This window comes from Tardiphaga robiniae (assembly GCF_013359755.1).
GTDB classification, from domain to species: domain Bacteria; phylum Pseudomonadota; class Alphaproteobacteria; order Rhizobiales; family Xanthobacteraceae; genus Tardiphaga; species Tardiphaga robiniae.
The window spans coordinates 169696-190079 of the sequence record NZ_JABMCJ010000093.1 but is presented as its reverse complement, the minus strand read 5'-3'; the positions used below and the strand labels follow the sequence as shown (position 1 = coordinate 190079).

Sequence of the window (20384 nt, the reverse complement as noted above, 5' to 3'; positions counted from 1 at the left end):
CGCGACGACAACCAGAGTCTTGACGCGTGTCTCGGCTCTCATCCGCGCGGCTCCTGAATGAGATAGCGCTTCGCGTCGCTGAGGATCACATCGAGCACGGCCTCATGATACTTGAAGTAGCCGGTGCAGCGACACAGATGCCCGTCAAGCGCCTCGGCGATCCTCTCTTCAAGGCCCGCGCGCGGCACAGGCGTCCTGGCCAGTTGCTCGAGCAGCACCTGCCCTTCATTGAGAAAACCGGCGGTACAGTAACCGCACTGGAACGCGAAATGCCTGATGAAGGCCTTCTGCAACGGCGACAGCTCGCCGTTCTTGGCGTGGCCCTCGACCGTGCGGATGGTCTTGCCGTGGAAGCTTGCCGCCGAGGTCACGCAGGTCGGATTGGTGTGGCAGGTGCCGTCGGGCTCGTCGACGATCACGACACAGCTCAGGCACTGCGCGGCGCCGCAGCCGAATTTGGTGCCGGTCATGCCCAGATATTCGCGCAGGAAGTCGTTCATGGAGAGATCGTCGCGCACCTCGGTGGGCGCATGGACCTGTCCGTTGATGGTGATGCCCAGTGTCGTCACGCGAGCGCTCCCTTGAGCATGGCCTGTGTCACCGGCAGCGCCGCGAAGCGGTGTCCGATGGCGTCATGGATGGCGTTGAGCAATGCCGGCACGATGGGGATCATCACCACCTCGGCCATGCCCTTCGGCAATTCGTCCGGTGTCAGCGGCGGCATCAGCTCAATCTCGACGTCGCGCAGCGACAGGTCTGATCCCCTGGCCACCAGATATTGACCGAGATTCCATTGCCCGTTGCCGGGTCCGCCCTCAAACGGCGGCAGCGTTTCCAAAAGTGCGTAACCGACGCCCATGGCGAAGCCGCCTTGTGCCTGGCCAATCACGACCTCCGGCACCAGCGCCTGCCCGCATTCGAATGCGGTATAGGCTTTGGCGATGCGCAGCATGCCGGTCGCTTTCTCGATCTCGACCCGGACTGTTGCACCGCATGCCGCTGTATAGGCCGTGCCCATCCGGTTGTTATCGGTTGGGGGGAACAACACGCTGGCACGGTTGATGCGCGTGAATTTGCCGGCGCCACGACGCAGCGCGAGCCCGTCGATCTCGGCGCGATACTGCTCGCCGTTAATGGGGAAACGTGCGCGTGCCCACGACCAGCGCGAGAACCCGTGCGCCACGGCGCCGGTGACCAGATTGCGTGCATGGGCCGCGGCGGCGAGTTTGTCCAACGGCAGCGACGGCAGGCCCGCCATTGTGAGCTGTCCGTCCTTCCACTGCGCTTTGGCAAAGTCCCTGGCGCGTGGATCGCGCGGGCCGATATTCCATAGCGCCAGCGCCGCCGGCCACAGACCGAAGCGGAAGATCACCCGCGCAGCTTCCGCCGCGGCATGGGTACCGACATGGGCGCCGATGGAGGCTGACGTGGCCGAACTGATCGACGGCACCCAGCGCGGATCCTTCTCGGCCTTGTCCTGGGTCTTCTGGTCCATGGTGTAGCAATCGCCGGAGGTCACCAGCTCCATCGCATCGAACACGCCGACCTGCGACACCGCCACCTCGTCAGCGATGCTGCCGAGATGCAATGCGACGCGATTGGCCAGCGCCGTGCCGATGCCATTGCCCATCTCGACATGGTCGCAGAAGATCGCGATCCTGCCGTCGGGGCTGAGTTCAACGCGACCGTTCGAACTATCGCCGCCGGTGCCGTAGTCCTTGGTCACACAGGCGACGCCGGTGCCGACCAGTATGCCGCTGGCCGCGCGCACCTTCTCTGCAGCTCGTTGCTGCCAGATCGGGTGCTGCTCGAGCTTGTCGAGAACCTCCAAGCTCCGCACCGAGACGATATAGGGATTGCCGGTCATGGTGCGGCCATCCTGCTTCAGGGCATTGCGTCGCCGGAAGTCGATGGGATCGAGCTTCAGCGCAAGCGCCGCCTCGTCGATCAGAACTTCCAGCGCGGTCATGGTCTGCAGCGAACCGTAGCCGCGCATCGAGCCCGCGGTCACGCCGCGGGTATGCTCTGCCACAGTCGTCACATCGACCTTCGGCACGTCATAGATACCAATCGCGGCCGTTGCGGCGCAGGTGGCGACATTGGCCGAGAAATTGGCGAGACCACCGCCATCGAGCACGTGATCGGCGGCGAAGGCCGTGATCTTGCCAGAGGCGCGATCGACAGACATGCGCGAGCGCATCTTGATGGCGTGGCGTTTGATGCCAGCCTGAAATTGCTGATACCGATCGTGCGCCAGCCGCACCGGACGGTCCGGAAAGAATATCGCCGCCAGCGTCACATAGAAAATGAATGGCGTATGGTCGCGGCCGCCGAAACCGCCCCCCACATAGGCGAATTGCGCGTTGATCGCACTCGGCTTGAACGGCGCCTTGGTTTCGCCAAGCAGAAACGCGATTGATTCCGCCGCTTCATAGGGCGACTGCACGCCCAGCACCAGTTCGAGCGCCTTGTCTTTTGCGCTGTACCAGCCCAGCCCGCATTCCGGCTCCATAAACATCGGATCGACAGACTGCGTATCGAAGGTGCGGTCCAGTACCAGAGCCGAAGACTCGCTGGCGGCGATCTCGGCACGGATCTGGTCGCCATAGACCGCGGCCTTCTCGTAACCGGCCTCGTTCTTGTGCGCGGTCGAGGACCATACCGGCAGCGCGGACGCCTGGGTACGGCCGGGCGTGACCCAGCCGGCGAGGACCGGCGAGTAGACATCGGGCGCATCGGGCGTGGCGCCGGCAACGCGGGTGAAACGATACGCCGCATAATTCGGCATTACGATCGGGCCGGTCTCCTCGCCAAACTGCACGAAGGTGCCGTCGCGCAAGGCGATCCGCGCGCGGTCATAGGTATCGAACTGCTCAAAGATCAGCAGCGCAACGGGCTGGCCCATATAGAGCGGCGTCTTGCCGACGGGACAGAACAGATCGCCTTCATAGTAGGCGGGAACGCGGACGTTGATCCTGGCGAGATCCGCCGCGGTGACGATCACCGTAGGCTTCAGCGCCCCGCTCAGCCGCGCGAGGTCCATGCCGAGATAGACATGGGTGGCATCGGGCGCGCGCACCAGAATGGCGTGCGAGGTTTTCTCGGGCCAGCCCGGCAGGTCATTCGCCCGGAAATCCGACGCATAGAGTTTCGAGCCGGTGACCTTGGCGACGCCATCGACACGACCGGCGCCGCCGATAGCGGGATTCAACTTGCCCCGCCCCGGCAGTGTCTCGCGTGCCGGGAACGCCACCGGCTCCGCCGCAGCCAGATGCGACAGGCTGAGCGAAATACCGCCCGCCGATACCCATTTCATGAACTCGCGACGCGAAGTCCGCATGCTTCCACCCCTGATCGACAGCCGTCCGCCGCTGCGCCGATTACTTAAGATCGGCGATGGTGGCCGGCCCGGGTCCAGTGGTGATCAGCGTCGGCCACTGGTTCGAGCCGAACGGCACCACGGGCGGCAGGAACGGCGTCATGCCGCGCTTGGCGCTCTCGGCGATGATGGCAGCGCGGGCGTCGCCCCCCATCAATTCATAATCCATCAGGTGATAGTTGCCGAAGAACAGCGAGCCCACCGAGCGATCGGCGATGATGCGGGTCAGCGACTCCAGCATGTCGGCTTGCGTGGTGGTGAACGACACGGTCTCGATCAGCAGCAGACGATCGTTGATGGCCTCCGGCGGGAAGAACTGCGCCAGCACGCTGAACAGCACGTTGTTCTGCCGTGCCACATAAATCGTGTTGCTCGCGGCATAGGCCTTGTCCCAATCGGGACCCAGCATCTTCTTCCAGTCGCCCAGCACGGTCATCCAGTGATTGACCTGGGTCTGCGCGGCCCAAGTCACGTTCTTCGCAAGGAACGGCGCCTGCTTCTTGCCAAATGTCTCCAGCACATCGAAGGGGATGACGCCCTTGGCGATGCACTCGTCCATGAAAGCCAGATTGTTCTGCAGAATGGTGCGGTTGTTGTCGCGCCAGTCGGCCTGCATCGGCGTGAGATCGAGGCCATCCAGCGCCGACTGCATGCGGCTGCGATAGGCCTTCATCGAGCCGAGCCAGGATTTGTTGTCGGGATTGTTGATGTAGGGGCCGATCACCTCGGCCAGTGCCATGGTGCTGTGGCCGACCGACTTGAGCAGTTGATAGACTATCGGCACCGAGGGCGCATCGAGCGGCGGTTTGCCGGGCTGGTACAGCGTGAATTTGCCGCCGGCGCCGGAGAACAGACCGAGGATCACGGGATGCTTGGCGAGGATATTGGCGCGGAAGACTTTCGCTGCGTCGCCGTAAAGCTCGAACATGCCGGTGTTGAGCGCGAGCATGTCCTTGGTGGCGGTCTCGGCAGGCGTTGTCGCGGTCAACCCGGAAATCGGCGCCATATAGGATGGCAGGGTCTGAGCATGGGCGGCGCCGACGCCCCCCAACAGGACAGCTGCGAGAGCGACAGCGTGGCGATACGTCATATCCGGACTCCTCCGAGTCATCTTGGCGATTGCTGCTGTCACGACTAGCGCAGCACATCTTAAAAATCTGCCTTTCCATTCAGCAGAAATGGTCGCGACATAGTTCACGAAAGCAAACACGCCGTGACGGGCGGAATGCTCTCGAAGGCGACTGAACTGGATAAGAAAAACGCTACGAATCACGCAAAGCGCCGGTGGCTTCAAGGCTATACGCAATTTCGTGACACCGGAATTGGTTCGCGATCCGGAATACGCAGTGATTTCTCGTCCGCCTGTAGCGGAAGGCTGGACGCTCGAAACAGGCGGGATTATTTTCACGACACGTAGGTAAGCACCACTAAAAGAGCTGTATGGCTCCGGGCGTCGAAGGGGGAGCGCATGGCAAAAAAGACGCCCAGCACATCGACGAAGGTCAACGAGGCAGGCTCTCCCTCTCGGCTCATCGACGCGAAGATCACGGAGCTGGGTGACTGGCGCGGTGAGATGCTCGCTCGCGTCCGAAAGGTCATCAAGCAGGCTGTCCCGGACGTGGTCGAGGAATGGAAGTGGCGCGGCGTATCAGTCTGGGAACAGGCGGGCATCATCTGCACCGGCGAAACCTACAAGGCGGTCGTGAAGATGACCTTTGCGAAGGGCGCATCGCTCGATGACCCGTCAGGCCTTTTCAATTCCAGCCTCGACGGCAACACCCGGCGGGCTGTCGATATTCACGAAGGCGATAGGCTGGACGAAAAGGCGCTGAACACATCGACAAAGAAGAAGCCAAAGAAAGCGTGAGCGTCGTTATTTAGCGACCGGCCATGACAGGTCGTAAGACATCACATAGACGACGATCGCTGCCAGGCACAGAACCACGCCAATCCAGAACAGTGGCGAATGATGGATGGGGCGGCGGCGCGCGGCGTCGTCTTTTTGGTCGTCTTTCATTCGTCCTCCATTCCGGCGCCAAGTACCTCAATCGCTCGAATTGTCGCGCGACACTCTGACACGCTGCCTACGCCCACTGAAGCACGCATTGTCGCACCATTCGCAGGAAAGGTACGCATGCGGCACGGCGCGATTCGACGCAACGACGATGGATTATCCGCGCTGCTCCAGCCTGCGCGGCCGACAGCTGTCGTCGATATCGGTGCCAATCCCATTGACGGTGACCCGCCCTATAAGCCGATGCTGCAAAGCGGACTTTGCCGCGTTACCGGTTTCGATCCGCATCCGCAGGCATTGGCGCAACTGCAGGCGCGCAAGGGCGCGTTTGAGACCTATCTTCCTTATGCCGTCGGCGATGGCGGCAGCCATACGCTGAACATCTGCCGCGGCATCGGCTTTGCCAGCCTGCTGCAGCCTGAGCCGAAAACACTCACGCACTTTCCGAATTTTACCGAACTCGGACGTGTCGTCGACAGGCTTCCGCTCGATACACGGCGGCTCGACGATATCGCCGAAATCGAGCACATCGATCTCTTGAAGATCGACATTCAGGGTGGCGAACTGTCGGTGTTCAGGAACGGTCGCAGCAAACTGGCAAAGGCCGTCGCCATTCAGACCGAAGTCTCCTTCGTGCCGCTCTATGAGAAGCAGCCGGTGTTCGGCGACATCGATCTCGAACTGCGCAGCCTCGGCTTCATTCCGCACATGTTCGCGGCCATCAACAAGAAGATGATCGCGCCGATGATGGGCCCCAACCCTGCTGCTGCCATCAATCAACTCGTCGAGGCCGACGTCGTCTATGTCCGGGATTTCATCCAGGCCGAGGCGATGGAGAGCGAGCAGCTCAAGCACCTCGCACTGATCGCGCATCATTGCTACGCCTCGTTCGATCTGGCGCTGAATTGCGTGCATCATCTCGCCAGCCGCGGAGCGGTCGCGCCCGATGCCAAGAACCGCTATGTCGCCGTGCTCCAGGCCAATCGCCCCAAAGTAGCTGGCGGCAGACTTTAAACTTCTCCGGTTCCGACGTAACATGGTGTCCGGCGCAGGGGACGCGCCGACGCTTGCATCAGATTCCAGCCAGGACACGGGGCAGACAATGCTTTCTCGGCGCCGACTTTTGCTGACTGCGGGAATGGCGATCGCCTGCCCTGCAGTCCTGCGCGCCGAACCGCTGAAGATGCGCCTCGCCCATAGCCTGCCGACCACCCATCCCGTCCACCCGGCCATGCAGCACTTTGCCGATCTGGCGCGCGAGCGTTCGCAGGGCGAACTCGACATCGCGCTGTTTGCGGACGGGCAGCTCGGTCAGGAAGTCGACCTGCTGTCGCAGGTACAGGCCGGCAAACTGGATTTCCTGAAAGTCAGCGCCAGCGTGCTCGAGCGCTTCCATCCCGCCTACAAGGTTCTCAACCTGCCTTTCACGTTCCGCGATCGCTCCCATTGGCTGAAAGTAACGAGCAACGAGATCGGCAGCGACGTTCTGGCCTCAACCACATCGGCGGGTCTCACCGGCCTGACCTTCTACGATGCCGGCGCGCGCAGCTTCTATGGCCGAAAACCGATTCTGCATCCCGACGATCTCAAGGGCATGAAGATCCGCATCCAGCCGTCTGAGACGATGGTCAAGCTGATGCAGCTGTTCGGTGCCGAAGGCATCGAGCTGTCATGGAGCAATGTCTATGTCGCGCTGAAGTCGGGATTGGTCGATGGTGCAGAGAACAGCGTGGTGGCGTTGATCGTCGGGAAACATGCTGAAGTCGCAACGCACTACTCGTTCGACGAACACACCATGATCCCGGATGTACTGCTGGTAGGCGCCGGCCGGCTCAACAGCATGACGCCGAAACAGCGGGAGATCATCCGCGAAGCCGCCGCCCTGTCCTATCATCACATGAACAAGCTGTGGACCGCATTCGAGGCGCAAACGCGCCTGCAGGTCGAAGCGATGGGCGTGACATTCGTCACGCCGGACAAGGGCCCCTTCATCGCGAAGGCAGCGCCCCTCGCCGACATCTATGCCGGCGAGGAAGCGTCACGGACGTTGCTGCGCAGGATCGCGCAGGCATAGGTCGTTTGATCGGGCTTATTTGACGCCGAGCAGTTCGACGTCGAAGATCAACGTCGCATTTGGCGGGATCACGCCGCCAGCACCACGCGCGCCATAGCCGAGATCCGGCGGAATGATCAGCGTGCGCTTGCCGCCGACCTTCATGGTGGCAACGCCTTCGTCCCAGCCCTTGATGACGCGCGACATGCCGATCGGGAATTCGAACGGCTCGTTGCGATCGACCGACGAGTCGAATTTCTTGCCCTTGACACCGTTCTCATAAAGCCAGCCGGTGTAATGCATCACGCAGGTCTGTCCCTTGGCCGGCGTGGCGCCGGTGCCAACGATGGTGTCTTCGATCTGGAGGCCTGAAGCTGTGGTCATGGTTTTTCCTGCGGCTGGCGCCATTTTCTGCGGCGCTTGTTTTTGAGGCGCTTGCGCCATGGCGGAAGAAAGGGAGACGTCGGACACGGCCACGATCATGGCCGCACTGAGCGCGACGGCCGTGGCTCTAACGGCACGCTGGGAGTTTCGCATCATGTCTCCTGGATGGTTGGGTCTGCGAGCGGCGCAGTCATGCCCCGTCATCGCACCGCAACGCAAGTCCTGGCAATGCCGAATCCCGAAGCCGCGATCAATGAAGATCGGTCAATGAGGATGCTTGAATCGTCCTCAGTCAGGCTTGGAGCTGCGTCGGGCCAGCTGACCCTTGTAATTTTCAAGCAACCGGGTCGCCAACTCTGTCGCCTCATCGCTTGCCTGGATTGAGCGACTGTCCGACATCGGCTCTGCGAGCGAGGCCGGATGTTTGAAGCTGAACGAGCGGATGACGCGATCGATGGCTGCTTGCATGGATAACTCCCGATGGCGACAGGAACTCCGCGTTTCGCGGAAAGTTCCTGATCAGTCAGCCGGAGGGCACCGCAGGTTCAAGGCAGCACCACGGCCGCTGCAAAGCCGCAACATGGCCATTTTGGCTACAAATGTTGCTAAGCGCCTGCTTTTGCTGCGAATTGCAGCCCTTTGAAAGTCAGTCGCTTGGGGTCGCGAACGCCCGCCAGATACAGGCCGCGAATGAAGTGGGTCACCATGTCGCGATCACAGCCGGTCAGAATGACCACGGCATCGACGGCTGTCTTCTGGGCATCCATATCGGTCCTCGCGCCGCACAGGCGGCCTGCTCCGCGCGCTCCAAATCGCCGGATGACCAAAACATGCCCGATTCCCAGGATTTGCGGATATACGCGGATCACCCCGGCGCAAGCTCCGCCCCAGCCTCGCGCAGGCCTCCTTGCCGGCAAATCATGCGTAAGATTGCCGTAAATCGCAGATAGTTGATGCGTTGCCGCGCCGTCGGCTGTAAACCGCAGCGGAGTTTCGGCCATTGCTTGGGTGTTTGCCCGGCTGCCGCACCCGACAATGACCCACCCCAAACCAAAGAAAGCGACAAGGCCTCGTTCATGTCATTTAAGGAACCCAGTTTCGCGGATCGCCAGAAGGCTGCGATCGAAGCCAAGAAGAACATTCTGAACAAATTCAAGGCAGCACCGGGGCCCGATGATCCTGCCGTGAAGGCGCGCGCCGCCGAGCGCGAAGCCGCTGCCGTCGCACGCGCGGAAGCCAAGGCCATCCGCGACGCTGAGAAGGCCGTCCAGAAGGCCCGCGAAGCCGAGGAAGCCGCCGCTGCTCTAGTCCAGGCTGCGCGCGAGAAGGAAGAAGCCGCGCTTGCCCAGGCCGCGCTGGAAGCCCAGCAGAAAGCTGCCCGCGACGCCCGCTACGCCGCCCGCAAGAAGCGTAAATAAGCACGAGATCAGCGTGCCATCATCTGATGGCACGCTGCCTGAATTGATTGTCCGAGGTCAGTTCGTTTTGCCGAATTGCGGCTCGTCGGGTTTGACGAAATTGTTGCCGCTCGGGCCGTAGCCGGTGATCTGAATCACGGCGCCCTCTTCCCGTGTGCCGTCCCAATGCACCGCGCCAGCGGGATGCACCATGTAGCCGCCGGTCTTCATCGGGATCGATTTCTCGGGCACGAAGGCTTCGCCCGTGCCGGTGTACCAGGTGCCCGACAGCACCACGACGTGACGATCTTCCGGATGCTTGTGCGGCTTGCTCATGATGCCGGGCGGCCACTTGATCCGCAGAACATAGATGCCTTGCTTTGAGGGATCTCCGTAAAGTGTCGCGACTTCGACGCCAACACCGAACGGGTTCTTCCAGACTTCCTCGCCCTGATTGATGCGCACGAAGCCCATCTCATCGGTGGCGCTCCATGTCGTCACGCTTGGAAACAGTGTTGCTGCGATCAGACAAGTCGCCGCAACGACGACGCGTCGTTCTTTTTTCATCATGGCCTCCCAGGCATTTTCTTGTGCGCGGAGGCTATGCCGAGTTTTCAGGTCCAGCAACGAGCAGCGCAACATGACAAGCCCGTCGCGCGGACGGGCCCGTCACAGCGATGCGGGTGAAGACGTTACTTCTTCATCATTCCATCGTCCTTCTTCATCATGCCGTCTTTCTTCATGCCATCGTCCTTCTTCATAGCGTCGTGAGACATGGCATCCTTCTTCATACCGTCGCCCTTCGACATAGTGTCCTTTTTCATGCCGTCATCCTTGCTCATCTTGTCCTGAGCGAACGCAGCAGGTGCCAGCGCGAGGCTGAGCGAGACGAGCGCGGCGGACACGCCGAGCGCAAACCTGGTGGAGATGGTCATCATGTTTTTCCTCGGATCCATTTTTGAAGCGCGACGTCTGTCGCTATGAACCAGACGTACGGAGGTCGCGGTTTGTTACGTCGCATCAAAAAAGTCTTGATGACGCATCCGATAGCCATTGCGTGCGACGCAACATCACTTGCCCGCCGGTTCGGATTGTATAAACGAAGGGACGCGCGGTGACGGAGCAACAGGACGCGGGCGCATTTTGTCCCGCCCGGCACCAGACGAACACTTTCAGGAGTTACGCATGCTGACTCGCCGCCACATCCTTGGATCGGCCCTCGCCGTGCCTGCGATCCTTCGTTGCGGCATCGGTACGGCGCAGGCAGCGACTACACTGAAGATCTCGCACCAGTTTCCCGGCGGCAGCATCGACAACGGCGACTTCCGCGACCGTCTGGTCCGCACTTTCGCAGCCGCCATTGCCAAGCAGAGTGGCGGCGACCTCGTTGCCGAGGTTTATCCGGATTCGTCGCTGATCAAGGCAGATGCGCAATTTTCCGCCATGCGCAAAGGGACTCTCGATCTCAGCCTTTATCCCTTGCCCTATGCCGGCAATGAATTGCCGGAAGCGAATATCGGCCTGATGCCCGGTCTGGTCTCGACCTACGATCAGGGCTTGCGCTGGAAGAACCTGCCGATCGGCAAGGCACTGAGCGACATTCTCGCCGACAAGGGCATCATGCTGCTGACATGGGTCTGGCAGGCCGGCGGTGTGGCTAGCCGCTCGCGCCCGCTGGTTGTCCCTGAGGACGCCAAGGGTCTCACGGTACGTGGCGGTTCGCGCGAGATGAACATGATGCTGCAGACTGCCGGCGCGCGCGTGCTCTCAATGCCGTCTAACGAAATTTACGCAGCGATGAAGAGCGGCGCCTGTGATGCCGGCATCACGTCGTCGACCAGCCTCATCTCATTCAAGCTGAGCGAAGTCGCCAAGCATCTGACCTCCGGCGCGGGTGCGTCCTACTGGTTCATGCTTGAGCCGCTGATGATGTCCAAGACTGTGTTCGACAAGTTGCCGAAAGCACATCAGGATATTCTGGTCTCGGTCGGCGCCGAGATGGAAGCCTTCGGCAAGGCGGGCGCGCAGCAGGACGATGTCGAAGTGTCCAGGGTCTATGAGAAGGCCGGCGCCAAGGTCAGCGCGCTCGACGCTGCGACCGTCGGCAAGTGGCGCGATATCGCGCGCGACACGGCGTGGAAGGACTACGTCGCCAAGACGCCGCTCACCGCGAACCTTCTCAAGCTCGCGCTGGACGTCCCGGCCTGACGTATCCTGTCGTCCGCCAGGTGGCTCTCAGCGCGTCTTGGCGTTGAGTGCCGAAGCGACACGGCTGACCGGCGCGCGGCCGATCAGAGCGCTGATGGTGTTGGTCGCAGCGAGCAGCTTGTTCATATCGACGCCCGTCGCAATCCCCATGCCTTCCAGCATGTAGACCACATCTTCGGTGCCGACATTGCCGGTCGCACCAGGCGCATAGGGGCAGCCGCCGAGACCGCCGGCAGCGCTGTCGACAACGCGACAGCCTTCTTCCATCCCGGCATAGAGATTGGCCAGCGCCTGACCATAAGTGTCATGGAAGTGCATCGCGAGCTTCGGCATGGGGACCGAGCCAGCAACGGCACGCAGCATCTGCCGCGCCTTCGACGGCGTCCCGACACCGATCGTGTCGCCAAGCGAGACTTCGTAGCAGCCGAGATCAAACAGCGTCTTTGAGACATCGACGACCGCCTGCGGCGCGACGTCGCCGTCATAGGGACAACCGAGAACGCAGGACACGTAACCGCGCACGCGGATGCCGTCCGCCTTGGCGCGCTCGATCACCGGCTTGAAGCGCTCGATGGATTCGGCGACCGAGCAATTGATGTTGGCACGCGAAAAGCCTTCCGAGGCCGAGGCGAACACCGCGATGACTTTCGCGCCGACCGCCTTCGCGCCCTCGTAGCCCTTCTCGTTCGGCACCAGCACATGGAATTCACCGGGCAAATCGCGCACGCCGAGAAATACCTGATCCGAACCCATCATTTTCGGGATCGCCTTGGGCGACACGAAGGAGCCGACCTCAACCGTATGCAAGCCAGCCCCGACCAACGCCTTCACGAAGGCGATGCGGTCTTCGACCGACACCGGCGTCTTTTCATTCTGCAAACCGTCGCGCGGGCCGACCTCGACGATACGAACCTGATCACTCATGCTTGTTTCAATCTCACGTGTCTTTCAGAAGATCAGGCGCTCGGCTCGACTTCCGCGAGCTCGACGCCTTCTCCAACGATATCGCCGACCTTGCACTTGATGCGCTTGAGCACGCCTGCGAACGGCGCGCGCAAGGTCTGCTCCATCTTCATGACTTCCAAGGTCAGGATTGCAGCGCCCTTCTCAAGGGTCGCGCCCTCCTTGGCCAGCAGCGCCACCACGGTGCCGGGCAACGGCGCAACGATCTTGTCCTCGCCGACTTGCTCTTCATCGTCGCCGCCGAACGGATCGACCCAATGCATGTCGAAACGGCCGTGACGCGTACGCAGGTAGAGTTCGTGGCCCTCGATCACCGAAACGATGTGCGAGCGTGCTCCGTCCAGTGTCAGATCGAAATGCCCGTCATCGGCCGTAGCCGCCTCAAACCCCAGTTCGCGAGTGCCGATCGAAATCGTTGCAGGACCGCTGCCGTAATTCAACGTCACGCGCTGCTCGTCCGAACCATGCTTGAATTTGAACACCCGCTGGCGACGCCCGACCGGCATCCAGCCAGCCGTCAGCCAGGGCGAGGTACCGGCAGCCCGTGCTGCCTGCTCTTCGCTCGAGACGATGGCGGCGACGGCCGCGCATAGTTCGAGATCGCCAGGCGCCGCCGAGTCCGGCGTCAACACTTTCAATTCACGCTCGATAAAGCCGGTGTCGATGGTGTTGGCACGCACATCCGGATGCGTCACAAGCGCCGATAGGAACGGCGTGTTGGTGACGATGCCGCGAATATCGGTTTCTTCCAGCCCACGATTGAGCCGGTTGATCGCCGCATCGCGCGTCGGCGCCCAGGCGATCACCTTGGCGAGCATAGCGTCGTAGTTCGGCGACACCGCATCGCCCTCGCGATAGCCGGCATCGATGCGCAAACCGTTGGTTTCCGCGGGCGTGCGCCAGGTGCGGATCCTGCCCACCGACGGCATGAAATTCTTATACGGATTCTCGGCGTAAACCCGCGCCTCAATGGCGTGGCCGTTGAGCCTGATCTCGCTTTGCGTCAGCGGCAGCTTTTCGCCGAACGCCACGCGGAGCTGCCATTCGACCAGATCAACGCCGGTGATCAGTTCGGTGACGGGATGCTCGACCTGCAGGCGCGTGTTCATCTCGATGAAGAACACGTCCTTGCCGTCAGAGACGAATTCGATGGTGCCGGCGCCGACATAGTTCACCGCGCCTGCGGCCTTGCGTGCAGCCGCGCAAACCGCCTCACGCTGCGCGCCGTTCAACGTCGGCGACGGCGCCTCTTCGATCACCTTCTGATGCCGTCGCTGCAACGTACATTCGCGCTCGAACAGCGAGACCAGATTGCCGTGGCTGTCGCCGACGATCTGCACCTCGATGTGGCGGGGATTGTCGACATACTTCTCGATCAGCATGCGGTCGTCGCCGAACGCTGCTTTGGCTTCGCGCTTGGCGCTGACGATGGCCGGAGCCAGTTCAACCGCCGAGCGCACCACGCGCATGCCACGCCCGCCGCCGCCCGCTGAGGCCTTCACCAGAACCGGGAAGCCGATCTTGTCGGCTGCCTTGGCCAATGTCGCGTCGTCCTGCGCTTCGCCATGGAAGCCCGGCACCAGCGGCACGCCAGCCTTCTCCATCAGCGCCTTGGAGCCCGACTTCGAGCCCATCGCAGTGATCATCTCCGCAGTAGGTCCAACGAAGATCAGGCCGGCATCTGCACAAGCCTGCGCGAACTCGGCGCTCTCGGAGAGAAAGCCGTAGCCGGGATGGATCGCCTCAGCGCCGGTCTTCTTTGCAGCTTCGAGAATGCGCTCGATATTGAGATAGCTGTCGCGCGCACGCGCCGGGCCGATCAACACGGCCTCGTCGGCTTCCGCGACATGCAGCGCATTGGCATCTGCCTCGGAATAGACCGCGACGGTGCGCAAGCCCATGGCCCGCGCGGTACGGATGACGCGGCAGGCTATCTCGCCGCGATTGGCGATCAGGAGCGTGCGAAAGCGGCGATATAACGCTTTTGAGATTTCGGCTTTGGCCATCATCACATCCTGAACAGGCCGAAGCGCGTCGGCTCGATCGGCGCATTGGCCGACGCTGACAAACCAAGTCCGAGCACCAGGCGCGTATCTGCGGGATCGATCACGCCATCATCCCAGAGGCGCGCCGTTGCGTAATACGGGCTGCCCTGGGTCTCGAACTGGTCGCGTGTCGGCTTGCGAAACGCTTCCTCCTCTTCGGTCGACCAGGTGCCGCCCTTGGCTTCGATATTGTCGCGGCGCAGCTGACTCAGCACCATCGCTGCCTGCTCGCCGCCCATCACCGAGATACGGGCATTGGGCCACATCCACAGAAAGCGCGGGCTGTAGGCGCGGCCGCACATGCCGTAATTGCCGGCACCATAGGAGCCGCCGACCACCACAGTGAATTTCGGGACGTTGGCCGTGGCGACAGCTGTCACCAGCTTGGCGCCATCGCGAGCAATGCCGCCGGCTTCGTATTTCTTGCCGACCATGAAGCCGGTGATGTTCTGCAGGAACACCAGCGGGATGTTGCGCTGGCAGCAGAGCTCGATGAAATGCGCGCCCTTCAGCGAGCTCTCGCTGAACAGGATGCCGTTGTTAGCGATGATGCCGACCGGGAAGCCCCAGATATGCGCGAAGCCGCAGATTAGCGTCGTGCCGTAGAGCTTCTTGAATTCGTCGAATTCGGAGCCGTCGACGATGCGCGCGATGATGTCGTGCATGTCGAACGGCTTGCGCGCGTCGGCAGGAATGACACCGTAGAGTTCTTCAGCCGCGTATACGGGATCGCGGGGCGCCTGCATGTTCAGTGTGGCCCGCTGTGGTGGCTTCAGCGTCGCGACGATTTTTCGCGCGATGCCGATGGCGTGGCCATCGTTCTGTGCGTAGTGATCGGTGACGCCAGACTGCCGCGAATGCACATCCGCGCCGCCAAGTTCTTCGGCGGTGACCACCTCGCCGGTTGCGGCCTTCACCAGCGGCGGACCGCCAAGGAAGATCGTGCCCTGATTGCGCACGATGATGCTCTCGTCGGACATCGCCGGCATATAGGCGCCGCCGGCAGTGCACGAGCCCATCACGACAGCAATCTGTGGAATGCCCTGCGCCGACATCTGCGCCTGATTGTAGAAGATGCGGCCGAAATGGCGCTCATCCGGAAAGATGTCGTCCTGCTGCGGCAGGAACGCACCGCCGGAGTCCACCATATAGATGCAAGGTAGATTGTTCTGCCGCGCGATGTCCTGCGCCCGCAAATGCTTCTTCACCGTCATCGGATAGTAGGTGCCGCCCTTGATGGTCGCATCATTGGCGACGATCATGCACTCCCTGCCCGACACCCGGCCGACGCCAGTGATAACGCTGGCGGAATGGACATCGCCGCCATAGAGGCCGTTGGCGGCCAATGGCGAGAGTTCGAGGAAGGCCGTGCCGGGATCGATCATCAGATCGACACGCTCGCGGGCCAACATCTTGCCGCGCGCGGTGTGCTTGGCGCGGGACGCCTTGCCGCCGCCCCCGGCGACCGCACCGAGCTTGTCCTTGAGCTCGGCGACCTGCGCCTTCATCACATCCACATTGCGTTTGAACTCGGCCGAGGTGGGATCGATCGTGGAGCGAAGCGACATCGGCTTCCGTTTCCTGCAGGGTCTGTTTCTTGTTTGCACGGCGGCCCGGCAACGGGCCTGCCATGATGGTGTCACCCCGTCGTGGCGGGACGCAACCCTAACTTTCGGTGCTGGTCAGGGTGAGATTTGAAGCGTTACGGGGGCTGATTTGCCCGCAAACCGGTCGTCAGTGCGACCATGGCTCCGAGCGGCGGAACGCAAAATTGTCGGCATAGGCAATGGTCCGGGGCGCACGCACCTTGGGCTCGATCACCTGATAGGGAATGCCTTCGCGCTCGCAGTAGGCGACCGCCTCTTCCTTACTGTCGAAGTGGATGGACAGTTGCTGCTTCATGTCACCGGACGACGTCCAGCCCATCAGGGGCTCGATCACCCGCGCCTGCTCCGGCTCATAATCGAGCTGCCAGTCCTTGGTCTTGGCGAGGCCGGCCTGCATTGCGTTCTTGGGGGCTTTGAAGATACGTGCGGTCATGGAATGCGATAGCCTTTTAAGGATGGGCCTTCGTCTCGGGATTAGCGTCTCGGGATCGGCCTTGGTCAGCTGCGACACTGCGACAAATTGGTGAAAACGGCGGGGCTGGTATATCCATTTGTCACGAATTTGATCCGTGATTCCGTCGTTTGGCGGCTTCGTTATTGTGTATATTCGTTCCACGGCGTCGTGACAATCGGGGCACGAAGCGGTCTATCTGATCTCGCAATTCGGCATCACGAAGGGCTCCTGAAGCGGCACCCATGGATATTCACGCCATCCTTCCCCCCAAAGGCCGAGACCTTCGGCTGGACCTGTTCCGCGGCATCGCCAACTGGGCGATCTACCTCGATCACATCCCCGACAATGTGGTGAACTGGGTCACCACCCGGAACTATGGCTTCTCCGACGCCGCCGACCTGTTCGTCTTCATCTCCGGCTACACGGCGTCCTTTGTCTACGCCAAGATGATGCTGGAGCGCGGCTTCATCGTCGGCGCTACGCGCCTCACCAAGCGGGTCTGGCAGCTCTATGTCGCCCACGTTATCCTGTTCGTGATCTACATCGCCGCCATCGGCTATGTGGCGCAGCGCTATAACGACCCCGACATCATCAACGAGTTCAACGTTGCCGGTCTGGTCGACAATCCGATCCAGACACTGACGCAAGGTCTGCTGCTCAAGTTCAAGCCGCTCAACCTCGACGTGCTGCCACTCTATATTGTGCTGATGGGCCTGTTCCCGCCGGTGCTGTGGATGATGCTGCGCAAGCCGGATCTGACGATGCTGGCGTCGCTGGCGCTGTATTTCGCGGCACGCCAGTTCGGCTGGAATCTGCCCGCCTATCCCTACGGCGTCTGGTACTTCAACCCGTTCACCTGGCAATTACTGTTTGTGTTCGGCGCCTGGTTCGCGCTCGGCGGCGCGCTCGAGTCACGCTCGGTGATCCGCTCCAAGGTGCTGCTGTATTTCGGTATCGCCTATCTCTTGTTCTCGCTTGTCATGACCATGGCCGGTCGCTTCCCGGACACCGGCCACATGATCATGCCGGACTGGTTGTTCGACGCGTTCAATCCGAACGACAAGACCAACCTTGCGCCCTATCGCGTGCTGCATTTCGTGATCATCGCCTTCTTCGTCACCCGCTTCGTGCCGAAGGAATGGAAAGGCCTGGAGTGGCCGGTGTTTCAGCCGCTCATCAAATGCGGCCAGCAGTCGCTCGCCGTATTCTGCGTCGGCGTGTTCCTGTCCTTCGTCGGCCACTTCCAGCTGATGATGTCGTCGGGCTCGCTGCTGGCGCAAATATTCGTCAGCGCCGCCGGCATCGGCATCATGACCGGCGTGGCCTATTACATCTCGTGGTCGAAGAAGCAGGACAAGCCGTTGCCGAAGCCGGCAGCTCCCGCAACGTCAGAACAGCAGGCATCGCCGTCGAAAGCCGCAGAATAGACCCGTTGTCGAACATGGTGCGGGACAGGCGAGAAATCGCCGGCAGATGCCTTGCTGCCCCCGGCCTAAGCGTGTATCGACACCGCATCGTCGGGGTATAGCGCAGCCTGGTAGCGCGGCGGTTTTGGGTACCGCAGGTCCTAGGTTCGAATCCTAGTGCCCCGACCATCCCCCATAATATTCAATGACTTAGCGCTTCTTGAACAACGGATGGACCACTTGGTCTCCCGGCGCGATTCCGTATTTTTTGGCGGTGCCTGCAACCACTTCGAGAACAGCCCGTGCGGGGCCTCCCGATGAAATGATCTTGAGGGATTGTGGCTCGGTATTCTCCGCGATCCGGAGCACCCGGCCGTCGCCGGTAATGAAGACCATGTCGAGCGAAACGAAGGTGTTCTTCATCCACATGGAGACCTGCTGCTCCGGCGTGAAGTCGAACAGCATGCCGCGGCCGTCCGCGAGCTCCTTGCGGTACATCAGACCGGTCGCCCGCTCCTCGTCGGTCTTGGCGATTTCGACGGAGAACATCCGCACACCTGACTTGGTGACGATTTCGAGCGGCTGGAATTCGGCGGCTGCGGCTGGCTTGTAAGGGCCGACAAGGGCCAGAGCGGCGATCACCGCCAGCATCGAGAGGCGGCAGCGGGCGGCGAAGCGAAACAGACTCATGAAGGGCAATCCACGCAAAGAGCCCGGTCAGGACGCCGGGCGGAGCGACCCTAGCCTGACGACGCGTGCCAGCGCCAGACGGTCGTGATGCACAGCCGCGTGATAGCCCTCAGACCGTAAGGCTGGCAGGAAACCCGCAAGAAACTTGGAAAACCGTAGACGGCTTAGTGCGACGAAAGACCCGGCGTACCGCCTTCGGGCTGGATCTCGGCAGCCATCATGCCCTTGGAGCCGGGCCCGAAGCGCACCAGCACATACTGGCCGGGACGCAGCTCGGTCATGCCGAAGCGGCGCAGGGTTTCCATGTGGACGAAGATATCCGGCGTGCCTTCGCCGCAGCTGAGGAAGCCGAAGCCACGCAGCCGGTTGAACCACTTCACCTGCGCCCGCTCGAGGCCACTGGTGGGCGTCACGCTGACATGGGTGCGCGGCGGCAACATCTGCGCCGGATGGATGGCAGTCGACTCGTCCATCGAGACAACGCGGAAAGCCTGATAGCCCTTGGACCGCTGGGTGCATTCAACGACCACACGGGCACCTTCATAGGCCGTCTGGTAGCCGTCGCGGCGAAGCACGGTCACATGCAGGAGCACGTCGGCTGCGCCATTGTCAGGAATGATGAAGCCATAACCCTTGGAAGCATCGAACCACTTGATAACACCGCAGATCTCGACGAGATCGACGGCGTTGCCTTCGCCGACACCCGCAAAGGGGTCGAGTGCGTCGCGGCTTGCGTTGCCTGAAAGCTCATTCCCTGGTCGCGGACCACCCGCTCCGGGAATCAGTCCCCCCAACCGCTTGGACTCAAATGCGTCCGACCCCATGGCCCCGGATCCCACTATCATTTGCGCTGTCAGCCCTGTCAGCGCCATCTCACATGCCCCATCGAAGCTAATTCACGATGGCGCGGTGCGAATCTTTCGATTCGAAGATAACACTGTCGCCTGATCAGCAAAGACAAAAAACGAACACAGTGACAGCTATGAACAGCTTGCGCTCAAACGAATCAGATGCGCATCAATTTCCGACGAACGGTCCGAGCGTTTCGCCGATATCATGGCGAATGACAAGGTCAGCGTGATCGTCCTGCTCGGTCGCCTCATTGTTGATGATGACAAGACGTGCACCGGCATGTTTCGCCATCATCGGGAATCCCGCTGCGGGCCACACGACGAGTGACGATCCAATCGCAATGAACAGATCGCAGTGCTGCGATAGCTCAGCTGCGCGACGCATCTCATCTTCAGGCATCGCCTGACCGAATGAGATCGTCGCAGCCTTCACGGGCTCGCCGCATACCGTGCAGTCTGGCGCCTGTCTTTCGGAATCGAATCTGCTCTTCACCCAATCGAGCTCATAGCGCCTCGCGCAACCGATGCAGCGCGCATAGGTCGTATTGCCGTGCAGCTCGATCACAGCATCAGCCTTGAAGCCGGACGCTTGATGCAAGTTGTCGATGTTTTGGGTGATCACAGCGGGAATCTTGCCGGCCTTGTAGAGTGAGGCGAGCGCGCGATGCCCGCGACCAGGCTTGGCGGCAGCGAATGTCTCTTCCATCGCAAAGCGCCGGCGCCAGGCTTCATCGCGCGCATCCTGACTGGCGACGAACTCGTCGAACGGAATTGGCCGGTTACGGGTCCACAAGCCACCAGGCGAACGGAAATCGGGAATGCCCGTTTCGGTCGAGATCCCCGCGCCGGTGAACGGCACGATGGTTCTCGCCTCGGCGATCATCTCGCCAAGACGATCCACGCCAGTGCGAAGGTCAGTTGCAATCATTGGAA

General features: G+C 61.5%; 22 protein-coding genes and 1 tRNA gene. 7 read left to right on the top strand and 16 right to left on the bottom strand.

What is annotated here, in order from left to right; genetic code table 11:
* Window positions 1–38: 38 nt before the first annotated feature.
* Genes HP556_RS25150 through HP556_RS25140 form a run of 3 tightly spaced genes read right to left on the bottom strand, consistent with a single transcriptional unit; the run spans window position 39 to window position 4469 of the window.
* Window positions 39–569 (bottom strand): (2Fe-2S)-binding protein, encoded by a 531-nt coding sequence (locus tag HP556_RS25150; protein ID WP_089264269.1) that lies wholly within the window; start codon window positions 567–569, stop codon window positions 39–41.
* The gene (locus tag HP556_RS25145) at window positions 566–3340 is read right to left on the bottom strand and encodes a xanthine dehydrogenase family protein molybdopterin-binding subunit (RefSeq protein ID WP_175368979.1); all 2775 of its coding nucleotides are present in this window, start codon (window positions 3338–3340) and stop codon (window positions 566–568) included. The genes HP556_RS25150 and HP556_RS25145 overlap by 4 nt, the downstream gene beginning before the upstream one ends.
* Window positions 3341–3380: 40 nt before the next feature.
* Complete coding sequence (locus tag HP556_RS25140; protein ID WP_175368978.1) at window positions 3381–4469, bottom strand: hypothetical protein; 1089 nt, start codon at window positions 4467–4469, stop codon at window positions 3381–3383.
* A 378-nt stretch (window positions 4470–4847) separates the two neighbouring features.
* On the opposite strand from HP556_RS25140, the gene HP556_RS25135 reads away from it, so the two are divergent.
* Window positions 4848–5246 carry a DUF1801 domain-containing protein gene (locus HP556_RS25135; protein ID WP_175368977.1) on the top strand — a complete coding sequence of 133 codons (399 nt, stop codon included), beginning with the start codon at window positions 4848–4850 and terminating at the stop codon, window positions 5244–5246.
* A 6-nt stretch (window positions 5247–5252) separates the two neighbouring features.
* On the opposite strand, the gene HP556_RS25130 is transcribed toward HP556_RS25135, so the two are convergent.
* Window positions 5253–5396 carry a hypothetical protein gene (locus HP556_RS25130; RefSeq protein ID WP_175368976.1) on the bottom strand — a complete coding sequence of 48 codons (144 nt, stop codon included), beginning with the start codon at window positions 5394–5396 and terminating at the stop codon, window positions 5253–5255.
* 117 nt (window positions 5397–5513) lie between these two features.
* Between HP556_RS25130 and HP556_RS25125 the strand changes: the two genes are divergently transcribed.
* Together HP556_RS25125 and HP556_RS25120 are read left to right on the top strand one after the other, a co-directional pair.
* Window positions 5514–6407 (top strand): FkbM family methyltransferase, encoded by an 894-nt coding sequence (locus tag HP556_RS25125; protein ID WP_175368975.1) that lies wholly within the window; start codon window positions 5514–5516, stop codon window positions 6405–6407.
* A gap of 124 nt (window positions 6408–6531) precedes the next feature.
* Window positions 6532–7467, top strand: a complete 936-nt coding sequence (locus HP556_RS25120) for a TRAP transporter substrate-binding protein (protein ID WP_175368974.1) — start codon at window positions 6532–6534, stop codon at window positions 7465–7467.
* A gap of 15 nt (window positions 7468–7482) precedes the next feature.
* On the opposite strand, the gene HP556_RS25115 is transcribed toward HP556_RS25120, so the two are convergent.
* The 3 genes from HP556_RS25115 to HP556_RS25105 form a co-directional block, all read right to left on the bottom strand.
* A complete protein-coding gene (locus HP556_RS25115; protein WP_244528239.1) occupies window positions 7483–7983 on the bottom strand; it encodes an FKBP-type peptidyl-prolyl cis-trans isomerase in 501 nt (166 codons plus the stop codon).
* A gap of 135 nt (window positions 7984–8118) precedes the next feature.
* A complete protein-coding gene (locus HP556_RS25110; protein ID WP_089264262.1) occupies window positions 8119–8298 on the bottom strand; it encodes a hypothetical protein in 180 nt (59 codons plus the stop codon).
* 137 nt (window positions 8299–8435) lie between these two features.
* Complete coding sequence (locus tag HP556_RS25105) at window positions 8436–8597, bottom strand: hypothetical protein (protein WP_175368973.1); 162 nt, start codon at window positions 8595–8597, stop codon at window positions 8436–8438.
* 309 nt (window positions 8598–8906) lie between these two features.
* On the opposite strand from HP556_RS25105, the gene HP556_RS25100 reads away from it, so the two are divergent.
* Window positions 8907–9248, top strand: coding sequence for a DUF6481 family protein (locus HP556_RS25100; protein WP_093758522.1), 342 nt, complete (start codon window positions 8907–8909; stop codon window positions 9246–9248).
* Between the two features lie 57 nt (window positions 9249–9305).
* Here the strand turns inward: HP556_RS25100 and HP556_RS25095 are convergent, their stop codons facing one another.
* Both HP556_RS25095 and HP556_RS25090 read right to left on the bottom strand, forming a co-directional pair.
* The gene (locus HP556_RS25095) at window positions 9306–9794 is read right to left on the bottom strand and encodes a cupin domain-containing protein (protein WP_175368972.1); all 489 of its coding nucleotides are present in this window, start codon (window positions 9792–9794) and stop codon (window positions 9306–9308) included.
* A gap of 125 nt (window positions 9795–9919) precedes the next feature.
* A complete protein-coding gene (locus HP556_RS25090) occupies window positions 9920–10162 on the bottom strand; it encodes a pentapeptide MXKDX repeat protein (protein WP_175368971.1) in 243 nt (80 codons plus the stop codon).
* Between the two features lie 250 nt (window positions 10163–10412).
* Here HP556_RS25090 and dctP point away from each other — a divergent pair, with 250 nt between their 5' ends.
* Complete coding sequence (gene dctP, locus HP556_RS25085) at window positions 10413–11435, top strand: TRAP transporter substrate-binding protein DctP (RefSeq protein WP_175368970.1); 1023 nt, start codon at window positions 10413–10415, stop codon at window positions 11433–11435.
* Window positions 11436–11462: 27 nt separating this feature from the next.
* On the opposite strand, the gene HP556_RS25080 is transcribed toward dctP, so the two are convergent.
* From HP556_RS25080 to HP556_RS25065, 4 genes are all read right to left on the bottom strand, one after another.
* Complete coding sequence (locus HP556_RS25080) at window positions 11463–12359, bottom strand: hydroxymethylglutaryl-CoA lyase (protein ID WP_175368969.1); 897 nt, start codon at window positions 12357–12359, stop codon at window positions 11463–11465.
* A 32-nt stretch (window positions 12360–12391) separates the two neighbouring features.
* On the bottom strand, window positions 12392–14404 hold the full coding sequence (locus HP556_RS25075; RefSeq protein WP_175368968.1) for an acetyl/propionyl/methylcrotonyl-CoA carboxylase subunit alpha: 2013 nt from the start codon (window positions 14402–14404) through the stop codon (window positions 12392–12394).
* Window positions 14405–14406: 2 nt separating this feature from the next.
* Window positions 14407–16011 carry a carboxyl transferase domain-containing protein gene (locus HP556_RS25070; protein WP_089264255.1) on the bottom strand — a complete coding sequence of 535 codons (1605 nt, stop codon included), beginning with the start codon at window positions 16009–16011 and terminating at the stop codon, window positions 14407–14409.
* A 166-nt stretch (window positions 16012–16177) separates the two neighbouring features.
* Window positions 16178–16483 carry an ETC complex I subunit gene (locus tag HP556_RS25065; protein ID WP_175368967.1) on the bottom strand — a complete coding sequence of 102 codons (306 nt, stop codon included), beginning with the start codon at window positions 16481–16483 and terminating at the stop codon, window positions 16178–16180.
* Window positions 16484–16746: 263 nt separating this feature from the next.
* Between HP556_RS25065 and HP556_RS25060 the strand changes: the two genes are divergently transcribed.
* Together HP556_RS25060 and HP556_RS25055 are read left to right on the top strand one after the other, a co-directional pair.
* Window positions 16747–17931, top strand: a complete 1185-nt coding sequence (locus HP556_RS25060; protein WP_093758518.1) for an OpgC domain-containing protein — start codon at window positions 16747–16749, stop codon at window positions 17929–17931.
* Window positions 17932–18022: 91 nt separating this feature from the next.
* Window positions 18023–18099: transfer RNA gene (locus HP556_RS25055), tRNA-Pro, on the top strand.
* A gap of 21 nt (window positions 18100–18120) precedes the next feature.
* Here HP556_RS25055 and HP556_RS25050 read toward each other — a convergent pair.
* The 3 genes from HP556_RS25050 to HP556_RS25040 all read right to left on the bottom strand — a co-directional run bounded on the left by HP556_RS25050 (window position 18121) and on the right by HP556_RS25040 (window position 20379).
* Complete coding sequence (locus HP556_RS25050) at window positions 18121–18600, bottom strand: DUF192 domain-containing protein (RefSeq protein ID WP_093758517.1); 480 nt, start codon at window positions 18598–18600, stop codon at window positions 18121–18123.
* Window positions 18601–18764: 164 nt separating this feature from the next.
* The gene (locus HP556_RS25045; protein WP_175368966.1) at window positions 18765–19424 is read right to left on the bottom strand and encodes a cold-shock protein; all 660 of its coding nucleotides are present in this window, start codon (window positions 19422–19424) and stop codon (window positions 18765–18767) included.
* A 193-nt stretch (window positions 19425–19617) separates the two neighbouring features.
* Window positions 19618–20379, bottom strand: a complete 762-nt coding sequence (locus tag HP556_RS25040) for an SIR2 family NAD-dependent protein deacylase (RefSeq protein ID WP_089264251.1) — start codon at window positions 20377–20379, stop codon at window positions 19618–19620.
* Window positions 20380–20384: the final 5 nt, after the last annotated feature.